Annotated in this window: 20 protein-coding genes; 18 read left to right on the top strand and 2 right to left on the bottom strand. The window is 67.1% G+C overall.

Annotated elements, in window-relative coordinates:
• Positions 1-5 precede the first annotated feature (5 nt).
• Both G3N92_RS03665 and G3N92_RS03670 read right to left on the bottom strand, forming a co-directional pair.
• Positions 6-1202 (bottom strand): CaiB/BaiF CoA-transferase family protein, encoded by a 1197-nt coding sequence (locus G3N92_RS03665; RefSeq protein WP_206126091.1) that lies wholly within the window; start codon positions 1200-1202, stop codon positions 6-8.
• Positions 1199-1963: an enoyl-CoA hydratase/isomerase family protein gene (locus G3N92_RS03670; RefSeq protein ID WP_206126092.1), complete on the bottom strand. Its 765-nt coding sequence runs from the start codon at positions 1961-1963 to the stop codon at positions 1199-1201. The genes G3N92_RS03665 and G3N92_RS03670 overlap by 4 nt, the downstream gene beginning before the upstream one ends.
• Before the next feature lie 378 nt (positions 1964-2341).
• Between G3N92_RS03670 and G3N92_RS03675 the strand changes: the two genes are divergently transcribed.
• The 18 genes from G3N92_RS03675 (at position 2342) to G3N92_RS03760 (ending at position 22410) form a co-directional block, all read left to right on the top strand.
• Positions 2342-3289, top strand: coding sequence for a hydroxymethylglutaryl-CoA lyase (locus G3N92_RS03675; protein ID WP_206126093.1), 948 nt, complete (start codon positions 2342-2344; stop codon positions 3287-3289).
• Positions 3282-3725 carry a PaaI family thioesterase gene (locus G3N92_RS03680; RefSeq protein ID WP_206126094.1) on the top strand — a complete coding sequence of 148 codons (444 nt, stop codon included), beginning with the start codon at positions 3282-3284 and terminating at the stop codon, positions 3723-3725. Before G3N92_RS03675 ends, G3N92_RS03680 begins: the two co-directional genes overlap by 8 nt.
• 57 nt (positions 3726-3782) lie before the next feature.
• Positions 3783-5216: an NAD-dependent succinate-semialdehyde dehydrogenase gene (locus G3N92_RS03685; RefSeq protein WP_206126095.1), complete on the top strand. Its 1434-nt coding sequence runs from the start codon at positions 3783-3785 to the stop codon at positions 5214-5216.
• Positions 5217-5348: 132 nt separating this feature from the next.
• Positions 5349-6617, top strand: coding sequence for an MFS transporter (locus G3N92_RS03690; protein ID WP_241014574.1), 1269 nt, complete (start codon positions 5349-5351; stop codon positions 6615-6617).
• On the top strand, positions 6568-8256 hold the full coding sequence (locus G3N92_RS03695; RefSeq protein WP_241014573.1) for a GMC family oxidoreductase N-terminal domain-containing protein: 1689 nt from the start codon (positions 6568-6570) through the stop codon (positions 8254-8256). Before G3N92_RS03690 ends, G3N92_RS03695 begins: the two co-directional genes overlap by 50 nt.
• 133 nt (positions 8257-8389) lie before the next feature.
• Positions 8390-9760, top strand: a complete 1371-nt coding sequence (locus G3N92_RS03700) for an aminotransferase (protein ID WP_206126097.1) — start codon at positions 8390-8392, stop codon at positions 9758-9760.
• 67 nt (positions 9761-9827) lie between these two features.
• Positions 9828-10895, top strand: a complete 1068-nt coding sequence (locus G3N92_RS03705) for an ABC transporter substrate-binding protein (protein ID WP_206126098.1) — start codon at positions 9828-9830, stop codon at positions 10893-10895.
• 69 nt (positions 10896-10964) lie between these two features.
• The gene (locus tag G3N92_RS03710; RefSeq protein WP_206126099.1) at positions 10965-12029 is read left to right on the top strand and encodes an ABC transporter ATP-binding protein; all 1065 of its coding nucleotides are present in this window, start codon (positions 10965-10967) and stop codon (positions 12027-12029) included.
• A gap of 2 nt (positions 12030-12031) precedes the next feature.
• The gene (locus tag G3N92_RS03715) at positions 12032-12949 is read left to right on the top strand and encodes an ABC transporter permease (RefSeq protein ID WP_206126100.1); all 918 of its coding nucleotides are present in this window, start codon (positions 12032-12034) and stop codon (positions 12947-12949) included.
• 1 nt (position 12950) lies between these two features.
• A complete protein-coding gene (locus tag G3N92_RS03720; RefSeq protein WP_206126101.1) occupies positions 12951-13766 on the top strand; it encodes an ABC transporter permease in 816 nt (271 codons plus the stop codon).
• Positions 13767-13847: 81 nt separating this feature from the next.
• Positions 13848-14420 carry a MarR family transcriptional regulator gene (locus G3N92_RS34860; RefSeq protein ID WP_206126102.1) on the top strand — a complete coding sequence of 191 codons (573 nt, stop codon included), beginning with the start codon at positions 13848-13850 and terminating at the stop codon, positions 14418-14420.
• Between the two features lie 221 nt (positions 14421-14641).
• Positions 14642-15814: a porin gene (locus G3N92_RS03730; RefSeq protein WP_206126103.1), complete on the top strand. Its 1173-nt coding sequence runs from the start codon at positions 14642-14644 to the stop codon at positions 15812-15814.
• Positions 15815-15920: 106 nt separating this feature from the next.
• Entirely contained in the window at positions 15921-16880 is a 960-nt protein-coding gene (locus tag G3N92_RS03735) for a LysR family transcriptional regulator (RefSeq protein ID WP_206126104.1), read from the top strand.
• 101 nt (positions 16881-16981) lie between these two features.
• Positions 16982-18478 (top strand): 3-isopropylmalate dehydratase large subunit, encoded by a 1497-nt coding sequence (gene leuC / locus G3N92_RS03740; RefSeq protein ID WP_206126105.1) that lies wholly within the window; start codon positions 16982-16984, stop codon positions 18476-18478.
• Complete coding sequence (leuD, locus tag G3N92_RS03745; RefSeq protein ID WP_206126106.1) at positions 18465-19070, top strand: 3-isopropylmalate dehydratase small subunit; 606 nt, start codon at positions 18465-18467, stop codon at positions 19068-19070. Before leuC ends, leuD begins: the two co-directional genes overlap by 14 nt.
• Positions 19071-19124: 54 nt before the next feature.
• Positions 19125-20189, top strand: a complete 1065-nt coding sequence (leuB, locus tag G3N92_RS03750; RefSeq protein WP_206126107.1) for a 3-isopropylmalate dehydrogenase — start codon at positions 19125-19127, stop codon at positions 20187-20189.
• A gap of 41 nt (positions 20190-20230) precedes the next feature.
• The gene (locus G3N92_RS03755; protein ID WP_206126108.1) at positions 20231-21331 is read left to right on the top strand and encodes an ABC transporter ATP-binding protein; all 1101 of its coding nucleotides are present in this window, start codon (positions 20231-20233) and stop codon (positions 21329-21331) included.
• A 32-nt stretch (positions 21332-21363) separates the two neighbouring features.
• Positions 21364-22410, top strand: a complete 1047-nt coding sequence (locus G3N92_RS03760) for an ABC transporter substrate-binding protein (RefSeq protein ID WP_206126109.1) — start codon at positions 21364-21366, stop codon at positions 22408-22410.
• Positions 22411-22529 lie beyond the last annotated feature (119 nt).

Below are 22529 nucleotides of genomic sequence, written 5' to 3' on the forward strand. Positions count from 1 at the left end.
GCGGGTCAGATGGCGCGTTCGCGACGCAGCGCGTCGATCGTCGCCGCGTCGTAGCCGAGCCGGTCGCGCAGCACCTGTTCGGTGTGCTCGCCGAGCAGCGGCGGCCGCTGCATCTCGGGATTGGCGAAGCCGTCGAAACGGAACGGCATCGGCAGCGCGCCGAATTCGCCGACTTCGGGATGCGTGAACGCGCCGACCATGCCGCGCGCCTGGACGTGCGGATCGGCCAGCACCTGGGCGACGTCGTTGATCGGGCCGGCCGGCACATCGGCGTTGTCGCAGGCTGCGCAGAGCGCGGGCTGGGTCCAGCCGGCGATGGCGGCGGTGAGCGCGGCCATCACGCGTTCGCGATGTTCGACGCGTCCGGCGTTGGTGCTCAGCGTCGGGTCCGCCGCGAGCGCGTCGAGCCGCAGCAGCGTGCAAAGCGGAATCCAGTGCTGATCGCTGCAGGTGATATGCACGTGCCGGCCATCGGAGCAGGCGAAGGTGGCGGACGGCACGCGCCCCGGATGTTCGGTGCCGAGCCGCGGCGGCACTTCGCCGAGCGCGAAGTAGCGGGCGGCGGCCAGCGTCAACAGGCTCACCTGGCCATCGAGCATCGAGAAGTCGATATGGGTGCCCGTGCCCGTCAGCGTCCTACCGTTCAGCGCCGCGAGGATCGAGATCGCGATCCACAGGCCCGAGGACAGGTCGGCGATCGGCAGGCCCGGCTTGACCGGGCCGCCGTCGCGCTCGCCCGTCAGGCTCATCAGCCCGCCCATAGCCTGAAACACGGTGTCGTAGCCCTTGCGCTTCGCGTAGGGGCCGGTCTGACCGAAGCCGGTGCAGGACACGTAGATCAGCCCCGGATGCGTGGCGCGCAGCGTGGCGTGATCGAGCCCGTAGCGCGCCAGCGTGCCGACCGGGAAATTCTCGAGCAGGACATCCGCGCCGGCCGTCAGCTCGCGCACGATCCGGCGGCCGGCTTCGGTCTTGAGATTGGCGGTGACCGACAGCTTGCTGCGATTGCAGGCGAAGTAGTAGGCCGACTGGTCGCCGACCTGCGGTTCGAAGCTGCGCGTCTCGTCGCCGCTGCCGGGCTGTTCGATCTTGATGACCGTGGCGCCGAGCTCGGCGAGGATCATGTCGGCGAACGGGCAGGCGAGCACGCGCGCGAGCTCGACGATGGTGACGTTCGACAGCGGTTTGACGGGCGTGTTCATGCTTGCTCGCCACGCGGCTGGCGGAAGCCGCGCATCATCATGTTCGTGTCGAGCGAAGCGTCGAGCGCGGTCTGCAGCGGCAGGTCCGCGACGCGGTGGAACAGCCGCTTGGTGGCCGTCATGGCCGCCGCGTCGAACGCGGCGAGGCGATCGGCAAGGGTGATTGCCGTATCGAGCATCGACGCGTCCGGCACCACGCGATTGACCATGCCGAGCGCCAGCGCGCGCGGCGCATCGAGCGCTTCGCCGAGCGACACCAGCTCGAACGCCGCCTTGCGGCCGACCTGCTTCACCAGATTCGCCATCACGATCGCGGCGACGATGCCGTGCTTCAGTTCCGGATAGCCGAGCTTCAGGCTGTCTCCCGCCACCACCATGTCGCAGGCCAGCGCGAGGCCGGCGCCGCCGCCCATCGCGTAGCCGTGCGCGGCGGCGATGACCGGCTTGCCGATCTGCGAGAACGCGCGGTGCAGGTTGGTCGTCAGATGCGCGCGCGCCAGCGCGGCCTGCGCTGCCGAGGTCGAATCCGAAGCATTCACGAAACCACCGAATTCGGTGACGTCCGCGCCGGCGCAGAACGCCTTGCCCGCGCCCGTCAGCACGATCGCGCGGATCGCCGGATCGCGGTCGGCCTCGTGCAAGGCGTCCAGCAGCGCGGTGGTCAGCGCGTTGTTCAGCGCATTGCGCTTGTCGGGGCGATCCATGGTCAGCACGCGCACGGCGCCGTGGTCGTCGATCAACAGACTCGAATTCGCATTCATGTAGGAGCTCGGTTTCGGGAGAGGAGGGCGACGCAAAGGCGCCGCGATGGAAAGCAGAGTAATGCAAGCTTCGTGAGTGAGTCAAATATTTGAGTGACGTTGATGCGTAAATTTTCAGATCCCGGATCGGTGTTTACCCGCTGCCAGGTGATATGAGATCGAGCTTCAGCAAGTTTGTCATTTGTTATGATTTATCGAGCAAGTTACTGAATTTAATGCATTAACTCTAGGTTATTCGAGTGCTCGATACATGGATGGTCAAGTGCCGTAGCGGGTGGGTTGCACGAGGATGGCTTCCGTCGAGTTGATTGACATTGTCTCTTTCGTTTGATTAGATGTGTTGCATTGTCACGCATCTAAGATGAACGACCGCGAATCATGTCCGACCTGATCCTCTGCGAATGCTTTGCCCGAGACGGGCTACAGCATGAACCCGACTTCATCGATACGGCGCGCAAGGTCGCGCTGATCGACAGTTTTGCCCGCGCCGGCTTCGTCCGCGTCGAGGCCACCTCCTATTCGAATCCGGCCGTGGTGCCGCAGTTCGCCGACGCGACCGAGGTGCTGCGCGATCTTCCGCGTCTGCCCGGCGTCCACTACAAGGCCACCTGCGCGAACCTGCGCGCGGTCGAGCGCGCGCTGGCCGATCTCGATGCCGGCTACGGCGCGAACGAGATCAGCCTGCTGGTGTCCGCCAGCGAATCGCATTCGCAGCGCAACCTGAAGCAATCGCGCGAGGATCAATGGCAGCGTGTCGAGGCGATGGCGGCGGCCGCCCAGGGGCGCTTTCGCCTGATCGGCACGATCTCGGTGGCGTTCGGCTGCCCGTTCGACGGCGAGATCGATCCGGCGTCGGTACTGCGCGACGTCGAACGCTTCGCGCGGGCCGGCGTGAAGCACGTCACGCTCGGCGACACCATCGGCACGGCCACGCAGGCCTCCACCCAGGCGCTGTTCGCGCAGGTGTTGCGCGAATTTCCCGAGGTGCAGGCGATCGCGCATTTCCACGACACGCGCGGCACCGGCATCGTCAACTACCTCGCGGCATACGAGGCCGGCGTGCGCTGGTTCGACGTCGCGCTCGGCGGGGTGGGCGGCCACCCGGCCAAGGTCAAGTACGGCGGCGGCGTGACGGGCAACGTCTGCACGGAAGATTTCGTCAACGTGCTCGAAACCATGGGCGTCGGCACGGGCCTCGATCTGGCCGCGCTGCTCGACATCTCGCGAGCCTGCGAGGACGTACTCGGCCGCCAACTGTCGAGCCGTGTCGCGCGCACCGGGTTCCATCCGGCGCTCGCGCAGCGCGTGGAGCAAGGTCATGTCTGACCCGATCGACACGCTCACCGCCTTTTCTCCGCGGATCGACTCGGCGTTCTGCCTTGACCACGGCTTCGCGTTGAGCGCGAGCGGCGACGACTGGGCCGAAGTGTCGTGCGACGTGTTCGCGCGGCACGTGAACCGTCACGGCAATGCGCACGGCGGGCTGGTGGCGGCGCTGCTCGACACGGCGATGGGCGCGGCCACCCGCGCCAGCGGCGAGGTCGACAACTTCGGCACGGCCACGCTCACCGTTTCCTATCTGCGTCCGGCGCGCGGCCGCCTCTGCGCCAGCGCCTCGGTGCTGAAACGCGGCGGCCGGCTTGCGTTCTGCGAGGCCGTGGCGCGCGATGCCGCGGGCGACATCGTCGCGACCGCGAGCGGCGTGTTCGCGATCGGCCCGTTGCCCGCGTCGACCAGCGAGCACGGCAGCGGCGGCGCCTAGCGTTGCGGATGTCCCAAGCCTTTCCCTTTCTTCGAACTCCGAACGAGGACCGATTCCATGTATCAGGATGTGCAGCTTTTTATCGATGGCGTCTGGTGTGACGGCGCCGAACGCCGCGCGATCGACGTGCTGAACCCGGCCGACGAAACCGTGCTGGGCCAGGTCGCGCGTGCCGAGCGCGCCGATCTCGACGCGGCGCTGGCGGCCGCGCAGCGCGGTTTCGCCCAATGGCGGCGCGTCAGCGCCTGGGAGCGCGCCGGCATCATGCGCCGCGCCGCGCAACTGCTGCGCGAACGCGCGGCCGAAATTGCCCAATTGATGACGCTCGAACAGGGCAAGCCGCTGGCCGAGGCGAACGGCGAGGCGATGTCGGCGGCAGACCTGATCGACTGGTTCGCCGACGAAGGTCGTCGTGCCTACGGCAAACTGGTGCCGTCGCGTATCGCGGGCTCGCGCCAGATGGTCATCAAGGAGCCGGTCGGCCCGGTCGCGGCGTTCTCGCCCTGGAATTTCCCGATCAATCAGGTGGTGCGCAAGCTGTCGGCCGCGCTGGCGGCTGGCTGCTCGATCGTGGTGAAGGCGCCCGAGGAAACGCCGGCCGCGCCCGCGGCACTGATTCGCGCATTCGCCGATGCCGGTGTTCCGGCCGGCGTGATCAATCTCGTGTTCGGCGACCCGGCCGAGATTTCCTCGTACCTGATTCCGCATCCGGTGATCCGCAAGGTGTCCTTCACCGGTTCGACCGTGGTCGGCAAGCAGCTTGCCGCGCTGGCCGGGCAGCACATGAAGCGCGTCACGATGGAGCTCGGCGGTCACGGGCCGGTGCTGGTGTTCGACGATGCCGATGTCGAGACGGCGGCGGCGCAACTGGCCGCGTTCAAGCTGCGCAATGCCGGCCAGGTCTGCACCTCGCCGACGCGCTTCCTGATCCAGCGCGGCGTGTTCGAACGCTTCGCGGATGCATTCGAGGCCGCGATCGGCAAGATCCGCATCGGCGACGGTCTGGCCGACGGCACCACCATGGGGCCGCTGGCCAACGTGCGCCGCCTGCATGCGCTCGAAGGGCTGGTCGACGACGCCGTATCGAATGGCGCGACGCTGCGCGCGGGCGGCAAGCGCATCGGCGAGCGCGGCTATTTCTTCGCGCCGACGATGCTGACCGACGTCCCGGCGGCCGCGAAGATCATGAGCGAAGAGCCGTTCGGCCCGATCGCGGTGCTCAACGCGTTCGACAGCATCGACGCGATGATCGACGAGGCGAACCGCCTGCCTTACGGGCTGTGCGCATTCGCCTACACGCGTTCGCAGCGCACCGCGCATCGCGTGATCGATGAAGTCGAGACCGGCATGCTGACGCTGAACCAGATCGCCATCGCGTTCCCCGAAGTGCCGTTCGGCGGCGTCAAGGACAGCGGCTACGGCACCGAGGGCGGCGCCGAGGCGCTCGACGCGTATCTGAATCTGAAGTACGTGTCGCAGCTCGACATCTGATCGGGACGGCACACCGCGCGACGGCTCGGGCCGTCGTGCGGCCACGCGACACGGCATGCGGCCGCGTCGCGTCACGCACATAACCATGGAGACGACACGATGAACCTGGAACGGCAGGCGATGCGTCGCGTGATGGGCCGGCTGATGCCGGTGCTGGTGTTCTGCTATCTGATTTCGTATATCGATCGCAGCAATCTGGCGGTGGCCGCGATCGCGATGAACCGGGCGCTCGGCCTGAGCCCGGCCGACTACGGGCTGGCCGCCGGCATTTTCTTCATCGGCTACGTGGTTTGCGAGATTCCCTCGAATCTGCTGATGAGCCGTTTCGGCGCGCGCTTGTGGATTTCGAGAATCATGCTCACTTGGGGGCTGCTGTCGGGCGCGACGGCGTTCGTGGTCGGCGCACATTCGCTGTTCACGTTGCGCGTTCTGCTTGGCATTGCCGAGGCGGGCCTGTTCCCCGGATTGATCTTCTACATCTCGTTCTGGTTCCCGGCCGCCTACCGGGCGCGCGCCTACGGGTGGTTCCTGCTTGCGATCCCGTTGTCGATCGTGATCGGCGCCCCTTTGTCCGCATCGATTCTCTATCTCGACGGCATTGCCGGGTTGGCTGGCTGGCAGTGGGTCTTCCTGCTGGAGGCAGTGCCGCCGGTGCTGTTCTCGATCTACTGCTTCTTTCGTCTGACCGACACGCCGCGCGACGCGGCGTGGCTGGCACCGCCGGAGCGCGACTGGCTGATGCGGCGTCTCGCTGCCGATGCCGCCCGAGCCAATGCGGCAGGCGGTGGCAACGACGGTCACGGTGCCGCCGCGCTGCGGGCCGTGCTGGCGCACCCGCGCGTCTGGCTGCTGAGTGCCGTCAACGTCGCACTGATCGCCTGCAGCTACGGTTGCGTGTTTTTCTTGCCCCTGATCGTGTCGGACTTCGGCTTTAGCCGCATCCAGACGGGCCTGATCACTGCGTTGCCGTTTCTCGCGGGTGCCGTCGCGATGGTGCTGTGGGGGCGTCGCTCCGACCGGTTCGACGAACGACGCTGGCATCTCGTCGCACCGCTCGTGGTTGCCGTGCTCGGCTTCGGCGGCGCGGCGCTGGCGAGCGGGGCGCTGCCGAAGATCGTCTGCCTTGGCGTGGCAGCGTGTGGCACGTTTGCCTCCCTGCCGCCGTTCTGGGCGATTCCGCCTATGTTCCTGCAACGCACGGGTGCGGCGGCCGGCATCGCGGTGATCAACACCATCGGCAGCCTGGCCGGTTTCGGCGCGCCTTATCTGATGGGTTTCGTCAAATACCGGACCGGCAGTTACTCGGCCGGCCTGCTCGTGATCGGCGCACTCGCACTGATCGCTGCCGCACTTGCGTTGCGCGTTCGCGCCGGCACGTCGAACGCGTGTCGCACGGCCTGAAGCCAGGGCCGTGCCAATTTCAATGACCTGGGTACACATGGACACATTCGATTACCTGATCGCGGGCGGCGGCTCGGCCGGCTGCGCAATCGCGGCAAGGCTTGTCGAGGCGGGCCACAGCGTCGCGCTGATCGAGGCGGGGCCGCGCGACAACCATCCATTCATTCATATCCCGGCGACCTTCTTCAAAATCCACGGCACGCGCCGGACCTGGATGTACCGCACCGAGCCGCAGCCGCACGTCAACGGCCGGCAGGTTTTCATCCCTCAGGGGCGCACGCTTGGCGGCGGCAGCTCGGTCAACGGCATGATCTACATCCGCGGCCAGGCCGAGGATTTCGACGGCTGGGCCGAGCAGGGCGCACAGGGCTGGGCCTGGCGCGACGTGCTGCCGTACTTCGTGCGCAGCGAGGGCAACGCGCGGTTCGGCGCGCCGCTGCACGGCAGCGACGGCCCGCTCAAGGTCGGTGATCCGCGTCACGTGCATCCGTTCTCGCGCGCATTCGTCGAGGCAGCCGAGCAGGCGGGCATTCGTCGGACCGAGGATTTCAACGGCACGCGGCAGGACGGCGCGGGGCTGTTCCAGACCACTACTTTTTCCGGGCGGCGCGGTAGCGCGGCGGCGACCTACCTGAAGCGGGTCCGTCGCAGTCCGCTGCTGCGTGTCGTCACCGATGCCGACGTGGTGCGGATCCTGTTCGACGGCCGCCGCGCGAGCGGGCTGCTGCTGCGCGATGCGAGCGGCACCGAACGGCGGCTCGCATGCCGTCACGAGGTGATCGTCAGTGCGGGCGGCGTGGGCTCGCCGAAGCTGCTGATGCTGTCCGGCATCGGGCCGGCCGAGCATCTGCGCGAGCACGGCGTGCCCTTGATTCACGATCTGCCTGGCGTCGGCGAGAACTTCCAGGATCACTTGACGGCGCCCGTCTACGGTCGGGCTCGTGCCGCGACCAGCCTGCTCGGACAGGATCGCGGCCTGCGTGCGCTCGCCCACGGCCTGCGCTATCTGACAACGCGTGCTGGCCTGCTCAGTTCCAACGTGATCGAGAGCGGCGCCTTCATCGACACGGCGGGGGAAGGGCGGCCGGACATTCAGATTCACACCACGCCGATTCTCGTCGGCGATGTCGATCGCAAGCCGCTTGAAGGCCATGGCATCACGATCGGCCCCTGCGTGCTGCGGCCGAAGTCGCGCGGCACGGTGCGGCTCGCCAGCCGCGACCCGGCCGCGCCGGCACGCATCGATGCCCGATTCTTCAGCGATCCCTACGACATGGCCGCGATGGTGCGGGGCGTACGGATCAGCCGGGCGATCTTGCGCGCGCCGGCGCTGCGAGCCTGGATCGACCATGAGCTGGCGCCGTCATCGAGTGACAACGTCACGGATGAGGCACTCGAACAGCACATCCGGACGGTGGCCAAGACGGTCTTCCATCCCGCCGGAAGCTGCCGGATCGGCACCGATCGCCTGGCCGTCGTGGATCCGCAGTTGCGCGTTCAGGGCGTGTCGGGCCTGCGCGTGGCGGATGCTTCTGTCATGCCGTCACTGGTCAGCGGCAACACGAATGCGAGCGCGATCATGATCGGCGAACGCTGCGCCGCGTTCGTGCTTGGCGCAGTTCGCCCGAAGCAAGGGTAAATCTCGACGCCAATTTGTTTTTGATCGTTTGACGTATGTGACTTTGTCACTTAATCTGGTTTTCAGGCGGCGACACGGGTGCAACACCGGCCCGATTCTCCCACCCCATTTTCTTCAGAGGTAGACGAGCGTCATGGAACACACTTCACTGCGGGATCGCGACATTGCCTATCAGATCCACCCCCATACCAACTTCGGCGCGCACGAAGCGGCCGGCCCGATGGTGATTGCCTCGGGTCGCGGCGTGTTCGTGACCGATGACGCCGGCAACGAATACCTCGAGGGCATGTCGGGGCTGTGGTGCACGAACCTGGGATTCAGCGAGCCGCGCCTGGCCGATGCCGCCGCGCGCCAGTTCGCCCGCCTGCCTTACTACCAGAACTTCGCCAACAAGGCGACCGAGCCGGCCATCCAGCTCGCCGAGAACCTGATCCGCCACGCGCCGGCGCCGATGTCGAAGGTGCTGTTCCAGAGCTCGGGCTCGGAAGCCAACGACACGGCGATGAAGCTGGTCTGGTATTACCACCACGGTATCGGCAAGCCCGAGAAGCGCAAGATCGTGAGCCGTCAGCGCTCGTACCACGGCACCTCGATCGCCACCGGCAGCTTGACCGGCCTGCCGCACATCCATCGCGATTTCAACCTGCCGATCTCCGGCATCGTCCACGTCAGCTGCCCGCATTTCTATCGCGGCGCCGAGCCGGGCGAAACCGAAGAGGATTTCTCGGCACGCCTGGCCGACGAACTCGAACAGACCATCCTGCGCGAAGGCCCGGACACGGTCGGCGGCTTCATCGCAGAGCCGGTGATGGGCACGGGCGGCGTGGTGGTGCCGCCGCGCGGCTACTTCGAGCGCGTGCAGGCCGTGCTGAAGAAATACGACATCCTGTTCATCGTCGACGAAGTGATCTGCGGCATGGGTCGCACGGGCCACTGGTGGGGCGCCGAAGCCTACGCGCTCGAGCCCGACATGCTGGTCAGCGCGAAGGGCCTGTCGTCGGCCTATCTGCCGATCTCCGCGCTGCTGATCAACGAGAAGGTGTACGCGGTGCTGAAGGCCCAGACCGCGAAGATCGGCCTGTTCGGTCACGGCTACACCTACGGCGGCCATCCGGTCTGCGCGGCGGTGGCGAACGAAGTGTTCGAGATTTATCGCGAGCGCGACGTGATCGGTCACGCCAGCAAGATGGGCGAGATCTTCCAGCGCAAGCTGCGCGAGCGCGCCGAGCATCCGCTGGTTGGCGAGGCGCGCGGCCTCGGCCTGATGGGCGCGCTGGAACTGGTCGAGGACAAGGCCACACGCGCCGCGTTCCCGGCCGAGCGCAAGGTGGCGGCGTCCGTCTCCGCCTTCGCGGCGCAGGCGCGCCTGAACGTCCGTCCGCTCGGCGATGCGATCTGCATCGCGCCGCCGGTGATCATCAACGAAAGCGAGCTCGACCTGCTGTTCGAACGGCTCGACACGGCGCTCGACGAAGCGCTCGCCACGGTGCGCGGCACGCGCTGAGGCGCGGGGCGCGGCAAGGCCGGGGCGTCGGCCCCGGCCACAACAGGATGCGAATCGGAGAAGCTTCATGAATCACACGCGTACTATTCCGTCGGTCTCGCGCGGCCTGATCGCCGCCACCGTCGCCGCGCTGCTGGGGGGCATCGCAGCCCCGGCGCTGGCGGCCGGCTCGGTCACCTTCGCCGGCTACGGCGGCGACTATCAGAAGAACATCGTCAAGGCGCTGATCAAACCGGCCGCGGAGAAGGAAGGCGTCGATCTGCGCACCGAGAGCCACGACGGGCTGGCCACCGTGCGGGTGCAGGTGTCGTCCGGCCGTCCGGCCTGGGACATCGTGCAGCTCGGCGCGGAAGAGTGCGCCACCGGCGCCGCGCAAGGCCTGTTCGAAAAGCTCGATTACAAGCTGATCAACCTGGACGGGATTCCGCCCGCCGCGCACGCCGACGACTGGATCGCCAGCAACTACTACTCGGTGGTGCTGGCCTATCGTACCGACAAGTACAAGAACAATCCGCCCAAGACCTGGGCCGATTTCTTCGACACCAAGACATTCCCGGGCCGCCGCGCGCTGGCGCTCCAGCCGCAGGAAACCATGGAAGTGGCGCTGCTCGGCGACGGCGTGAGCGCGGACAAGCTCTATCCGCTCGACCAGAAGCGCGCGCTGGCCGCGCTCGGGCGCCTGAAGCCCAACGTGGCCGCCTGGTGGACGACGGGCGCGCAGTCGGCGCAGTTGCTGCGCGACGGCGAAGTGGACATGGAAGCGATCTGGGGCAGCCGCGTCGCACCGGTCATCGCCTCGGGCGCGCCGGTCGGCTTCACGTTCAATCAGGGTTTGCTGGCCTACGCCTGTCTCGCGATTCCGAAGGGCGCGAAGCATGCGGCCGAGGCGCGCAAGGTGATCGCCGACGTGATGACCCCGCAGATCCAGGCCAACATCCCCGAAGTGATGCCGTTCTACGGCCCCGTCAACGCGAAGGCGTTCGACGTGCGCAAGTTCTCGCCGGACGTGATGGCGAAGGCCAATTCCTCGCCGCAAAACCGCACCCAGCAGGTGCAGATGAACGGTGCGTACTGGGGGCAGGACGACAACTTGCAGAAAGGTAACGAAGCGCTGCGCGCGCTGATCAGCCGCTGATTGCGGCGTGCGGACGACGCCTGCCCGCCGTTGGCGGGGGCGTCCAAGGTTTGAGAACGAGGTGGAAAGATGGCATCGCAAGTGTCGATCAGGAATGTCTGCAAGACCTACGAGGATTTCACGGCGCTGCGCGACGTGTCGCTCGACATCCAGGCAGGCGAGTTCGTCACGCTGCTCGGCCCGTCCGGGTCGGGCAAGACGACGCTGCTGATGGTGCTCGCCGGGTTCGTGCGGGCGAGCTCGGGCAGTGTCAAGGTGGGCGGTGAGGAGCTGCTGCTCAAGCCGCCGCACAAGCGCGGCATTGGCATGGTGTTCCAGAATTACGCGCTGTTTCCGCACATGACGGTGGCGCAGAACGTCGCCTACCCGCTGCGGCTGCGTCGCATGAATCGCGCGGAGATCGCCGAAAAGGTGCGTCGGGCGCTGTCGGTGGTGCGGCTCGACGATCTCGGCGAGCGCAATATCGCGCACCTGTCCGGCGGACAGCGGCAGCGGGTGGCGCTGGCGCGCGCGATCGTGTTCGAGCCCGACATCATGCTGATGGACGAGCCGCTGTCGGCGCTCGACAAGCAACTGCGCGAGCACATGCAGATCGAGATCCGCCGCCTGCACGAGCAGCTCGGCATGACCACGATCTACGTGACGCACGATCAGACGGAAGCGCTGACCATGTCCGACCGGATCGCCATCATCAACAAGGGGCAGCTCGCGCAGTTCGACACGCCCGATGCGATCTACGAGCGTCCCGCCAGCAAGTTCGTGGCCGACTTCATCGGCGAGACGGCGTTCGTGCCGCTCGACGAAGCGGGCGGCGCGTTCTCGGCCTTCGGCGCACCGTTCCGCACCCAGGCGCCGGTGCCGGACGGCACCGGCCGGCCGTGGCTGGCGCTGCGTCCCGACCGGGCCATCCTGCTCGACGCGCCGGTGGCCGACCTCAATTGCCTGCCCGGCGTGGTGCGGCAGCGGATCTATCAAGGCGATTCGAACCTGTTCTACGTCGATCTGCCGCAGGGCAACGAAATCATGATCCGGCGCGGCACGGGCGGCGCCGATGCCGGCGCTCCGAGGCTCGAACCCGGTGACAGGATCACCGTCGGCGTGCGCGCCGAGGACAGCGTGGTGGTGCGGGACTGATCATGAAGAACGCTACCGTGATGATGCGAGACCTGCCCGCCGCCGCGGCGGGCGCGGAGAATCAGGCCGCGCTGGCGCGCAGCCGCCTGGGCGAGCAGTTGCGCCTCGGTGCGCTGATGGTGCCGGCCCTGCTGATCGTGCTGATGGTGCTGGTCGCGCCGATCCTCTGGCTCGGCTGGCAATCGCTGCTCGACGTGTCGGGCATGCTGACGCTGTCGAACTACACGCGGCTGTTCTCGCCGCTGTATCGCAACGCCTTCATTTCGACCTTCGAGATGTCGGCGCTGGTCACTGGGCTCGTGCTGCTGCTCGGCTACCCGCTGGCCTACATGCTGTCGCAGTTGCCGGCGCGGATCGCGTCGATCTGCATGGTGTTCGTGGTGTTGCCGTTCTGGACCTCGACGCTCGTGCGTACCTATGCCTGGATGGTGCTGTTGCAGCGCAACGGCCTGATCAACACCTGGCTGACGGCGAGCGGGCTGATCGATCATCCGCTGCAGCTCGTCAACAACTTCACCGGCACCGCGATCGGCATGACGCACGTGATGCTGCCTTGCCTCGTGCTGCCGCTGTATGGCGCGATGAAGGCGATCGATCCGGTCTATATGCGTGCGGCGGCCAATTGCGGCGCGACGCCGGCGCAGGCGTTCAGGCAAGCCTATTTCCCGATGACGCTGCCGGGTTTGTCGGCCGGCACGGTGCTGGTGTTCGTGTTGTGCCTCGGTTTCTACGTCACGCCGGCGCTGCTCGGCGGCGGGCGCATCAACATGCTGTCGATGCAGATCCAGTCCGACGTGGCCATCTACGGCAACCCGGGCTCGGCGAGTGCGCTCGGCATCGTGCTTGTGGTCCTGACGATGATCGTGCTCGCGGCGATCGGCCGCCTGTTCGGCGTCGAACGCATGTATGGAGGGAAGTGAGATGCTTGGCTATGCAACCGACACCCAGGTCACGCACGCGCAGCGGCTCTGGCTTTACGTGTTCTGCGCGGTGGTGATGCTGTTCCTGATCCTGCCCTGTGCGATCGTCGTGCCGATGTCGTTCTCGAACGCCAGCTACCTGGAGTTCCCCCCGCACCACTGGGGGCTGCGCTGGTATCACGCGTATTTCTCCTCGGACGAGTGGCGAGCCGCCACGGGCGTGTCGCTGCGCGTGGCCGTCTCGGCCACGATCGCGTCGGTGATCGCGGGCACGGCGGCGGCCTATGCGCTGCGTGCGATCGAAAGCGGTTGGGCGCGCGTGCTGCGTACCGTGCTGATGCTGCCGATGATGGTGCCGTTGATCCTGGTGGCGATCGGCACGTTCTTCATCTACGTGCGTGCCGATCTCAACAACACGCAGATCGGGCTGGTGATCGCGCACACGATGCTGGCGCTGCCGTTCGTCGTCATCTCGGTCAACGGCGGCCTCGAGACCTACGATCCGAATCAGGAACTGGTCGCCCGCAGCCTCGGCGCCTCGCGGTTGCGTGCGTTCCTGACGGTGACGCTGCCGCAGATCAAGCTGTCGATCTATGCCGCCGCGTTCTTCGCCTTCATGACCTCGTTCGACGAGGTGGTGATCGCGCTGTTCGTGTCCGGCGGCGACAACGCCACGCTGACGCGGCTGATGTTCGAGGATATCCGCGATCAGCTTGATCCGACCATCACCGCCATCTCCACGCTGCTGATCTCGATTTCGGTCGTCTCGTTGCTGGCGTTGCAATGGGTCGGCGGCCGCCGCAAGGAGCGGGCTTGAGCGCGGCGCTCTGATAAAATATTTGACGTTGTCATGTAATTCCGCTCCTGCCGGGAGCGGGCATCGATGCGGGAGCGGAACGTGAGTACGTCGGACAAGAAGGCAGGGCGGCAGAAGCCGGAGACGAGCGTGGTGGGGCTGCGCGATTTGCGCGATCTGGTGTCCTTCCAGTTGCGGCAACTGTCGAATATCTACACCAAGGGCTCGTCGAGCTCGTACGAGCGCCGTTTCAACCTGACCATGAACGAATGGCGCTGCATCGCGCTGCTGCATGGGCGGCGCGGCATGTCGATGAACCGGCTCGCCGAGCATGCGCAGTTCGATCGCGGCCTGACGAGCCGCACCGTGCGCGGCCTCGAGGAGCGTGGCCTGGTGGCGCGCGAAGCCGACGAGAACGACGGCCGCGGCGTGGTCATCACGCTGACCGACGCGGGCCGCACGCTCGTGGCGCAGGTGTTTCCGGTGGCGGACGAGCGCAACGCGCGTTTGCTGTCGTGCCTGACCAAGGCCGAACGCGACCTGCTGCCCGGCATTCTCGAGAAGCTCACCTTCCAGGCGCGCGCCATGCTCGATCAGGAGCGCGAGGAAGCGGGCTCCACTGACGAAGACGACCGAGAGGCCGACGACAAGTCCCGAGGGCGCGCTTCCGGCTGAGCCGCGTGCCCACGCCGGTGCATGCCGGCTTTCTGCATGATCCGCGCGCCCGGGCGCGCGCTTTCCCGATGAATCGAAACGATTATCCGATGCGATAAGGGCGGCGTTCGCCCCTTCATCGGAATTCGAGGTCGAAAAATAGTTTCGTAGTACGTATCAAAAAAAGTGAAAGACAGAGTGTGAGCAGCACTCGGAACGGATTCATTCCAACGGAGATCGCAATGAAAAAGTGGATGGCGGCAGCGGCGGGCGGATGTCTCGTGGCGACGGGGATGGCGCATGCGCAGAGCAGCGTGACCTTGTACGGCCTGATCGACGAAGGCCTCAACTACACCAACAACGTGGGCGGCAAGCGGCTGATCGCGATGTCGAGCGGCGACACGCAGGGCAGCCGCTGGGGCTTGCGCGGCAGCGAGGATCTCGGCGGCGGCGCTGCCGCGATCTTCCGGCTCGAATCGGGCTTCAATCTCAACAACGGCAAGTTGGGCCAGCAGGGGCGGGCGTTCGGGCGTCAAGCCTACGTCGGGCTGTCCAGCGCCAGCTATGGCACGGTGACGCTCGGCCGTCAGTACGATTCGGTCACCGATTACCTGGCCGGCTTGACCGCGAACGGCAACTGGGGCGGCGGCGTGTTCACGCATCCGTACGACAACGACAATACCGACGACACGTTCCGACTGAACAACGCCATCAAATACGCCAGCCGCGATTACCACGGCTTCAGCTTCGGCGGCATGCTGGCGATGAGCAACGGCACGTCGTTCGGCCGCAACCGCGCCTGGAGCGCCGGTGCGCAGTATCAGAACGGGCCGCTCGCGCTCGGCGCCGCCTATCTGCAGATCAACGATCCGAATGCCGACGCGGGCGGCGCGGTGTCGATCGGCCCGAACGGCAGCCCCGACGGCAGCTGGACCGCGCGGCGGCAGCGCATCTGGGGCGCCGGCGTGAACTACACGATCGGCGCGACCACGCTCGGCCTGTCGTTCATCCGAACCGATCTCGCGAATCCGACCGACACGCAGTACGCGAATTTCGCGGCCAGCCCGACGCTCGGCGCGGCGTCGTCGATACGTTTCGACAACGTCGAGGTGAACGCGAAATACCAATTCGCGCCGGCCTTCTATGTGGGCGGCATGTACACCTACACGCGCGCGCGCTTCAATGGCACGTCGGGGCGCGGCGCTTCGCCGAAGTATCATCAGTTCGGGCTAATGGCGGATTACAACCTGTCGAAGCGCACCGACGTGTACGTGCAGGCCGCCTATGTGCTGGTGGCCAATGCGGCGTCCGTGGCGGGGACCGGCCTCGAATTCGCCGCCAATCCCGACACGGCGGGCCCGGCGTCGACCAATCGGCAAGTCATGGCGCGGATCGCGATGCGTCACAAGTTCTAAGCCGTGCCGGGTACGGCGCCCGGCGTGCGGTGCCGTACTTTTTGAATCGTTATGATGGTGGCGTCGCCGTTCCATCCCAACCCAACCGCAGCGCACGCCATCGACCATGAATCGCTCCGACCATGCCGGCCCCGGCGCCGACGACGTTCACGCGTTGTTCCGCGGCAACCTGCTTCCGCGCCTGGATCTGGTCACGCTGCGCCTGTTCATCGCCGTGGTCGAGGAAGCGAGCATCGCCAAGGCCGCCGACCGCGAGCATCTCGCGCCGTCGGCGGTCAGCAAGCGGCTCGCGGATCTCGAGGCCGCCGTGCGGGTGCCGCTGCTCGAGCGGCATCGCCGCGGGGTCAGCCTGACGCATGCGGGCGAGGCGCTGCTGTCGCATTCCCGCCGCCTGCTGCGCGACGTGCTGCGTCTCGAAACGGAAATGTCCGAGTTTTCGTCGGCGACGAAGGGCGCGCGCGGGCATATCCGCGCATCGGCCAACGAATCGGCATTGTTCGGCTTCTTCCCCGATTCGCTGGGACGATTCATGCGGGATTACCCGCATATCACCGTCGAACTGCAGCCCGACACCAGCACGGGCGTGGTGCGCGCCGTGCGTGAAGGCGCGGCCGACCTCGGGATCTTCTGGGGCGAGCAGGCCGTCGACGATCTTAACGTGATGTCGTGTTACGTCGACCGGCTCGTGGTGGTGGCCCCGAAATCGCATCCGCTCGCCAGCCGCCGCAAGATCCGGTTCGAGGAGCTGCTCGACCACACCCTGATCATGCAGGAGCCCTACAGTTCGATACAGGGCCTGGTGGAGCGCCTCGCCACCGCGGCGGGGCGCGTGATGAAATCGCGGATCCGCGTCGCGGGATTCGATGCGGTCTGCCGCATGGCCCAGGCCGAACTGGGCGTCGGCATCGTGCCCGACTATTTCGTGAGCGACCGCGCGCTGGCGATGCAGATCACCGAGATCGCGCTCGACGAGCCGTGGGCCAGCCGCCTGCACAAGCTGTGCATCCGCAAGGACGAGGAGATGCAGCCGGCCACCCGCCTGCTCGCCGATTTCCTGACCGCGTAAGCGCGGCGTCAGGCCGATTTCTGGCATCGCGGTTCACGCATCGAGCGTTCCCAAATACGACTTCAGCCGTAATTTTGACGCACGCAGACTGAGTTCCGTTCATGGATACCGAGCGGCCGGGCAACGCGTTTGCCCGTGGGCTGCGAGGACTGTACGGAGTTCGCGTGAGTTCATCTTCGATTCCGGCGCGCACCCTGTTCGACAAGCTGTGGGACGACCATGTCGTCCACGAGCGCGACGACGGGCAAACGCTCATCTACATCGATCGGCATTATGTCGGCGACGATCTTCCGCGCGACGTATTCGCGGGCCTGTCGCGCCGTGGCCTCGCCGTGCGCCGGCCGGACGCGACGTTCGCGATGGCCGACCACTACGCCTCGACCCGCGGCCGCACGCTGGGCGCTATCGTGGACGACGAGCGGCGCGAACTGGTCGAGGACCTGATCCGGTTCACGGGCAAGCATGGCGTCGCGATGTTCGGTCTCGACGATCCGCGGCACGGCATCGTGCACGTGACCGGCCCCGAGCAGGGGCTGACGCAGCCCGGCATGACGGTGGTGTGCGGCGACAGTCACACGTCGACGCACGGCGCCCTGGGCGCGTTCGGCTTCGGCATCGGCGCGTCGGAGGTGGCGCATGTGCTCGCCACCCAGACCTTGTGGCAGCGGCGCCCCGCGACGATGCGCGCGCGCTTCGCCGGCAGCATGCCGTTCGGCGTCACCGCGAAGGACGTGGCGCTGGCGATGATCCACCGGATCGGCGTGGCGGGCGGCGTCGGCCATGTGATCGAGTATGCCGGCGACGCCATCGACGCGATGTCCGTCGAGGCCCGCATGACGCTCTGCAATCTGTCGATCGAAGCCGGCGCGCGCGCCGGCCTGATCGCGCCGGACGACACGACGATCGCGTATTTGCGCGGCCGGCCGTTCGCGCCGCAGGGCGCCGCGGCCTGGGACGCCGCGGTCGCGCGGTGGCGCGCGCTCGCCACCGACGACGGCGCGGCGTTTTCGCGCGAGATCGCCGTGGACGTCGCGCGCATCGCGCCGATGGTCAGCTGGGGCACCAATCCCGCCCAGTCGACGTCGATCGGCGGTGCCGTGATCGAGCCTGCCGACATCGCCGATGCGGCATTGCGCGCGCGTTCCGTCGCGGCGCTCGACTACATGGGCCTGCGCCCGCTGCAAAAGCTCGAAGGCCTGGCGATCGACCGGGTCTTCATCGGCTCGTGCACCAACGGCCGCCTCGAGGATCTGCGTGCCGCCGCAGCCGTGCTCAAGGGCCGGAAGGTTCGCATTCCTACCTTGATCGTGCCGGGCTCGCGCGCGGTGCAGGACAGCGCGAATGCGGAGGGGCTCGACCGGATTTTCCGGGACGCGGGCGCCGAATGGCGCGAGCCCGGCTGCTCGATGTGCCTCGCGATCAACGGCGACGAAGGGCGCGCCGGCGAGCGTATCGCCTCCACCACCAATCGTAATTTCGTCGGACGCCAGGGGCGCGGCGTGCGCACCCATCTGATGAGCCCAGGCATGGCGGCGGGCGCCGCCGTGACGGGCTGCCTCGTCGATTACAGGAGCCTGCTCGGCCATGCAACCGCTTGATTCGCTGGAAGCCGTCGCCGTGCCGATGCCGGGCGGCGACATCGATACCGACCAGATCCTGCCGGCCCGCTTCATGCACGCGCGCCGCGTCGATTACGGCCGCTACTGCTTTCACGATCAGCGCTTCGATGCGCGCACCGGCGCGCCGCTGGCCACGTCGGTGCTGAACCGGCCGGAATACGGCCAGGCGCGGATGCTGGTGGTCGGGCCGAACTTCGGGTGCGGATCGTCGCGCGAGCAGGCCGTGCACACGCTGGCCGATTTCGGCATTCGCGTGATCGTCGGCACCACGTTCGGCGACATCTTCTTCGTCAACTGCATGAAGAACGGCATCTTGCCGATTCGCGCCGACGCGGCATTCGTCGAGCGCGCGATCGGCGAACTGACGATGTCGCCCGGTGCGGCGATGGCGGTCGATTTGCGGGCGCAGCGGGTGCTTGCCCCGAACGGCGCGGCCGCGACCTTCGAGATCGACGGATTTTCCAAGCAGGCGCTGCTGGACGGGACCGACGAGATCGATCTCACGTTGCGGCTCGTCGCGGAAATAGAAAGGTACGAACGGCGCCGCGGCGTGGTGTTGCCAGCCATGTGACGTGCGGGGCCGGTTGGTTGTGAACGATCGAACGGAATCTATATAGGAATGCATATGAAAGTTGCCGTTTTGGCGGGCGATGGGATCGGCCCGGAAGTGACCGAGCAAGCGCTGAAAGTCCTGAACGTGATCGCCGGCGACGGCCTGCCGCTCGAATTCGAGCCGGCGCTGGTGGGCGGCACGGCCTACGATCGCACGGGACACCCGTTGCCGCCGGAAACCCTGCGGCTTGCCCGCGATGCCGACGCGATCCTGTTCGGCGCCGAGGGCGGCTTCCAGTACGAGACGCTGCCGCGCGGGCTGCGCCCCGGCGACGCGCTGCTCGCGCTGCGCCAGGAACTGGATCTGTTCGCGAACTTTCGCCCCGTGGTGGCCTATCCCGAGCTGTTCGGCGCGTCGCCGCTCAAGCCGTCGTATATCGACGGGCTCGATCTGCTGATCGTTCGCGAGCTGACCGGCGACCTGTACTTCGGCGAACCGCGCGGCATCGTCGAGGCGGGCGGCAAGCGCGTCGGCATCAACACGATGCGCTACGACGAAGACGAAATCCGCCGGATCGCACACGTGGCGTTCCGCGCCGCGCGCGGCCGCCGCTCGCGCGTGTGCTCGGTCGACAAGGCCAACGTGCTCGAGTCGATGGAGCTGTGGCGCACGGTGCTGGAGGAAGTGGCGCGCGATTACCCGGACGTCGAACTCGAACATCTGTACATCGACGCGGCGACCATGTCGCTGCTGCGCGCGCCGCTGCATTTCGACGTGATCGTGACGGGCAACCTGTTCGGCGACATTCTGTCCGACGAGGCGTCGATGCTGACGGGCTCGATCGGCATGCTGCCGTCGGCGTCGATCGGCAACGGCAGGAAGGGGCTGTACGAGCCGGTGCACGGCTGCGCGCCCGATATCGCCGGCAAGGACGTGGCGAACCCGATCGCGTCGATCCTGTCGGCGGCCATGATGCTGCGCATGAGCTTCGATGCCGACGACGCGGCCACGCGCATCGAGCGCGCGGTCCGCCGCGTTCTGGCGTCGGGCTATCGCACCGCCGACATCGTCGAGCCCGGCACCAAGCGGGTGGGCACCGCGCAGATGGGCGACCTCGTGGTCGCGGCGATGGCCTGAACGGGCCTCGCGAATCGGGAACGGGACACAGGGAGACCGACATGACCCAAGCTCAACAACCTCTGGTGCGCTTTCGCGGCGTGGGCAAGAGCTACGACGGCGTTCACCGCGTGGTCGAGGGGCTCGACCTGGATATTCACGAAGGCGAGTTTCTGTCGCTGCTGGGGCCGTCGGGTTCGGGGAAGACCACCTGCCTGATGATGCTCGCCGGCTTCGAATCGCCGAGCGAGGGCGAGATCTGGCTCGGCGACACGCTGCTCAACACCACGCCGGCGCACAAACGCAACATCGGCATGGTGTTCCAGAACTACGCGCTGTTTCCGCACATGACGGTGGCGCAGAACGTGGCGTATCCGCTCACCGTGCGCCGCATGCCGGCCGCCGAACGCACCGCCGCGGTGGCGCGGGCGCTGGACATGGTGCAGATGTCGGCGTTCGCCTCGCGCCTGCCCGGCAGCCTGTCGGGCGGCCAGCAGCAGCGCATCGCGCTGGCCCGCGCCTTGGTGTTCAACCCGCGCCTCGTGCTGATGGACGAGCCGCTCGGCGCGCTCGACAAGCGGCTGCGCGAACACATGCAGGTCGAACTGAAGGATCTGCACGCGCGGCTCGGCCTGACGTTCGTCTACGTCACGCACGATCAGAGCGAGGCGTTGACGATGTCCGATCGCGTCGCCGTGTTCGACGCGGGGCGGATCCAGCAGATCGACCGCGTCGATGCGTTGTACGAAACGCCGGGCAACGGCATCGTCGCGAACTTCGTCGGCGACAACAATATTTTCGTCGGCCGGTTGCTCAAGGTGGACGGCGAGCGGGGCGAGGTGGGGCTGCCCGGCGGCGCGGTGCTGGCCGGCCGCGTGGTGGGCGCGCCGCGCGTCGGCGATGCGGTTCGCGCCTGCGTGCGCCCCGAACGCATCTCGCTGCGCACGCAGGCGGCGGCTTCGCCGGCCCCGGCACACAACCGGATCCGAACCCGTTGCGCGGGCACCCTCTATTTCGGGGACCACGTGCGCTTTCGGTACGAGCTCGACAACCAGGTGCCGGGTTTCGTGAAGGTGCCGCTCGACGACGAAGGTCTCGCGCGGATCGGCGGGGGCGACGAGGTCGTTCTGTGCTTTTCCGAACAGCACGTCCGGATCTTCTAACAAGAACGTTTCAGTCAACTGAGGTGGATACCATGCGTAAATCACAACGGATCGGCGCGGTTGCGCTCTCGATCGCCCTGCAATCGTTCCTCGCCTTCGGCGCGCAGGCGCGTCCGCTGGCGGTCGTCAATTACGGCGGCACGCTGGCGGATGCGCAGCAGGCCGCGTTCGTCGCGCCGTTCAAGGCGGCGACGGGCATCGACGTCACGGCCTCCTCGTATTCGGGCGAGCAGGCCAAGGTCAAGGCGATGGTCGACGGCCATCAGGTGAGTTGGGACGTCGTCGAGGTGGAATCGACGGACGTGGGCCGCGGCTGCGACAACGGCCTGTACGAACGGATCGACTGGTCGAAGCTGCCGGACGCCGCCAATCTCGACCCGGCCGCGAAGACGCGCTGCGGCGTCGGCCTGTTCGCCTGGGCCAACGCGTTTGCCTACAACACCAAGCTGCTGAAAACCGCCCCGGCCAGTTGGGCCGATTTCTGGGACGTCAAGAAATTTCCCGGCAAGCGCGGCATGCGCAAATCCGCGCGCGGCAATCTCGAGTTCGCCTTGATGGCCGACGGCGTGAAGCCGGCGGACGTCTATCGCGTGCTGGCCACGCCGGCCGGCGTCGATCGCGCGTTCCGCAAGCTCGATCAATTGCGTCCGGCGATCCAATGGTGGGATGCCGGCGCGCAACCGGCCCAGTTCCTCGTGTCCGGCGACGTGGCGATGTCGACCGTGTTCAGCGGCCGCATCGTGACCGCGCAGAAATCGGGCCAGCCGCTCGACATCGTCTGGAACGGCGCCATTTCGGATTACGACTACTGGGTGATCCCGAAGGGCACGCCGATGAAGGACGAGGCGATGAAGTTCATCGGCTACACGATCGCCGCGGATCATCAGGCCGCGTTCCTCGCCCGGCAGCCGGGCGGCCCGTCGAACGCCAAGGCGCTCGCGGCGATGTCGCCCGAGCAGCGCAAGAGCCTGCCCAACACGCCCGAGCACGCCGCGGTGGGCGTGGTGAACGATCGCGAGTTCTGGGACGAGCACGGCGACGATCTGGACCAGCGGTTCGCCGCGTGGGCCGCGCGCTGATCGGGTGCCGCGATGACGAATCCGTCCGGGAATTCGATGGCGCGGGCCACGCCGGCCGACGGGGCGGCCCCCCGTGCGGCGCGTGCGCCGCGCTCGGCGCGGAGGCGTCGTGTCGGCGG

It is taken from the genome of Burkholderia sp. Ac-20379, assembly GCF_017104645.1.
Taxonomy (GTDB): Bacteria; Pseudomonadota; Gammaproteobacteria; order Burkholderiales; family Burkholderiaceae; genus Burkholderia.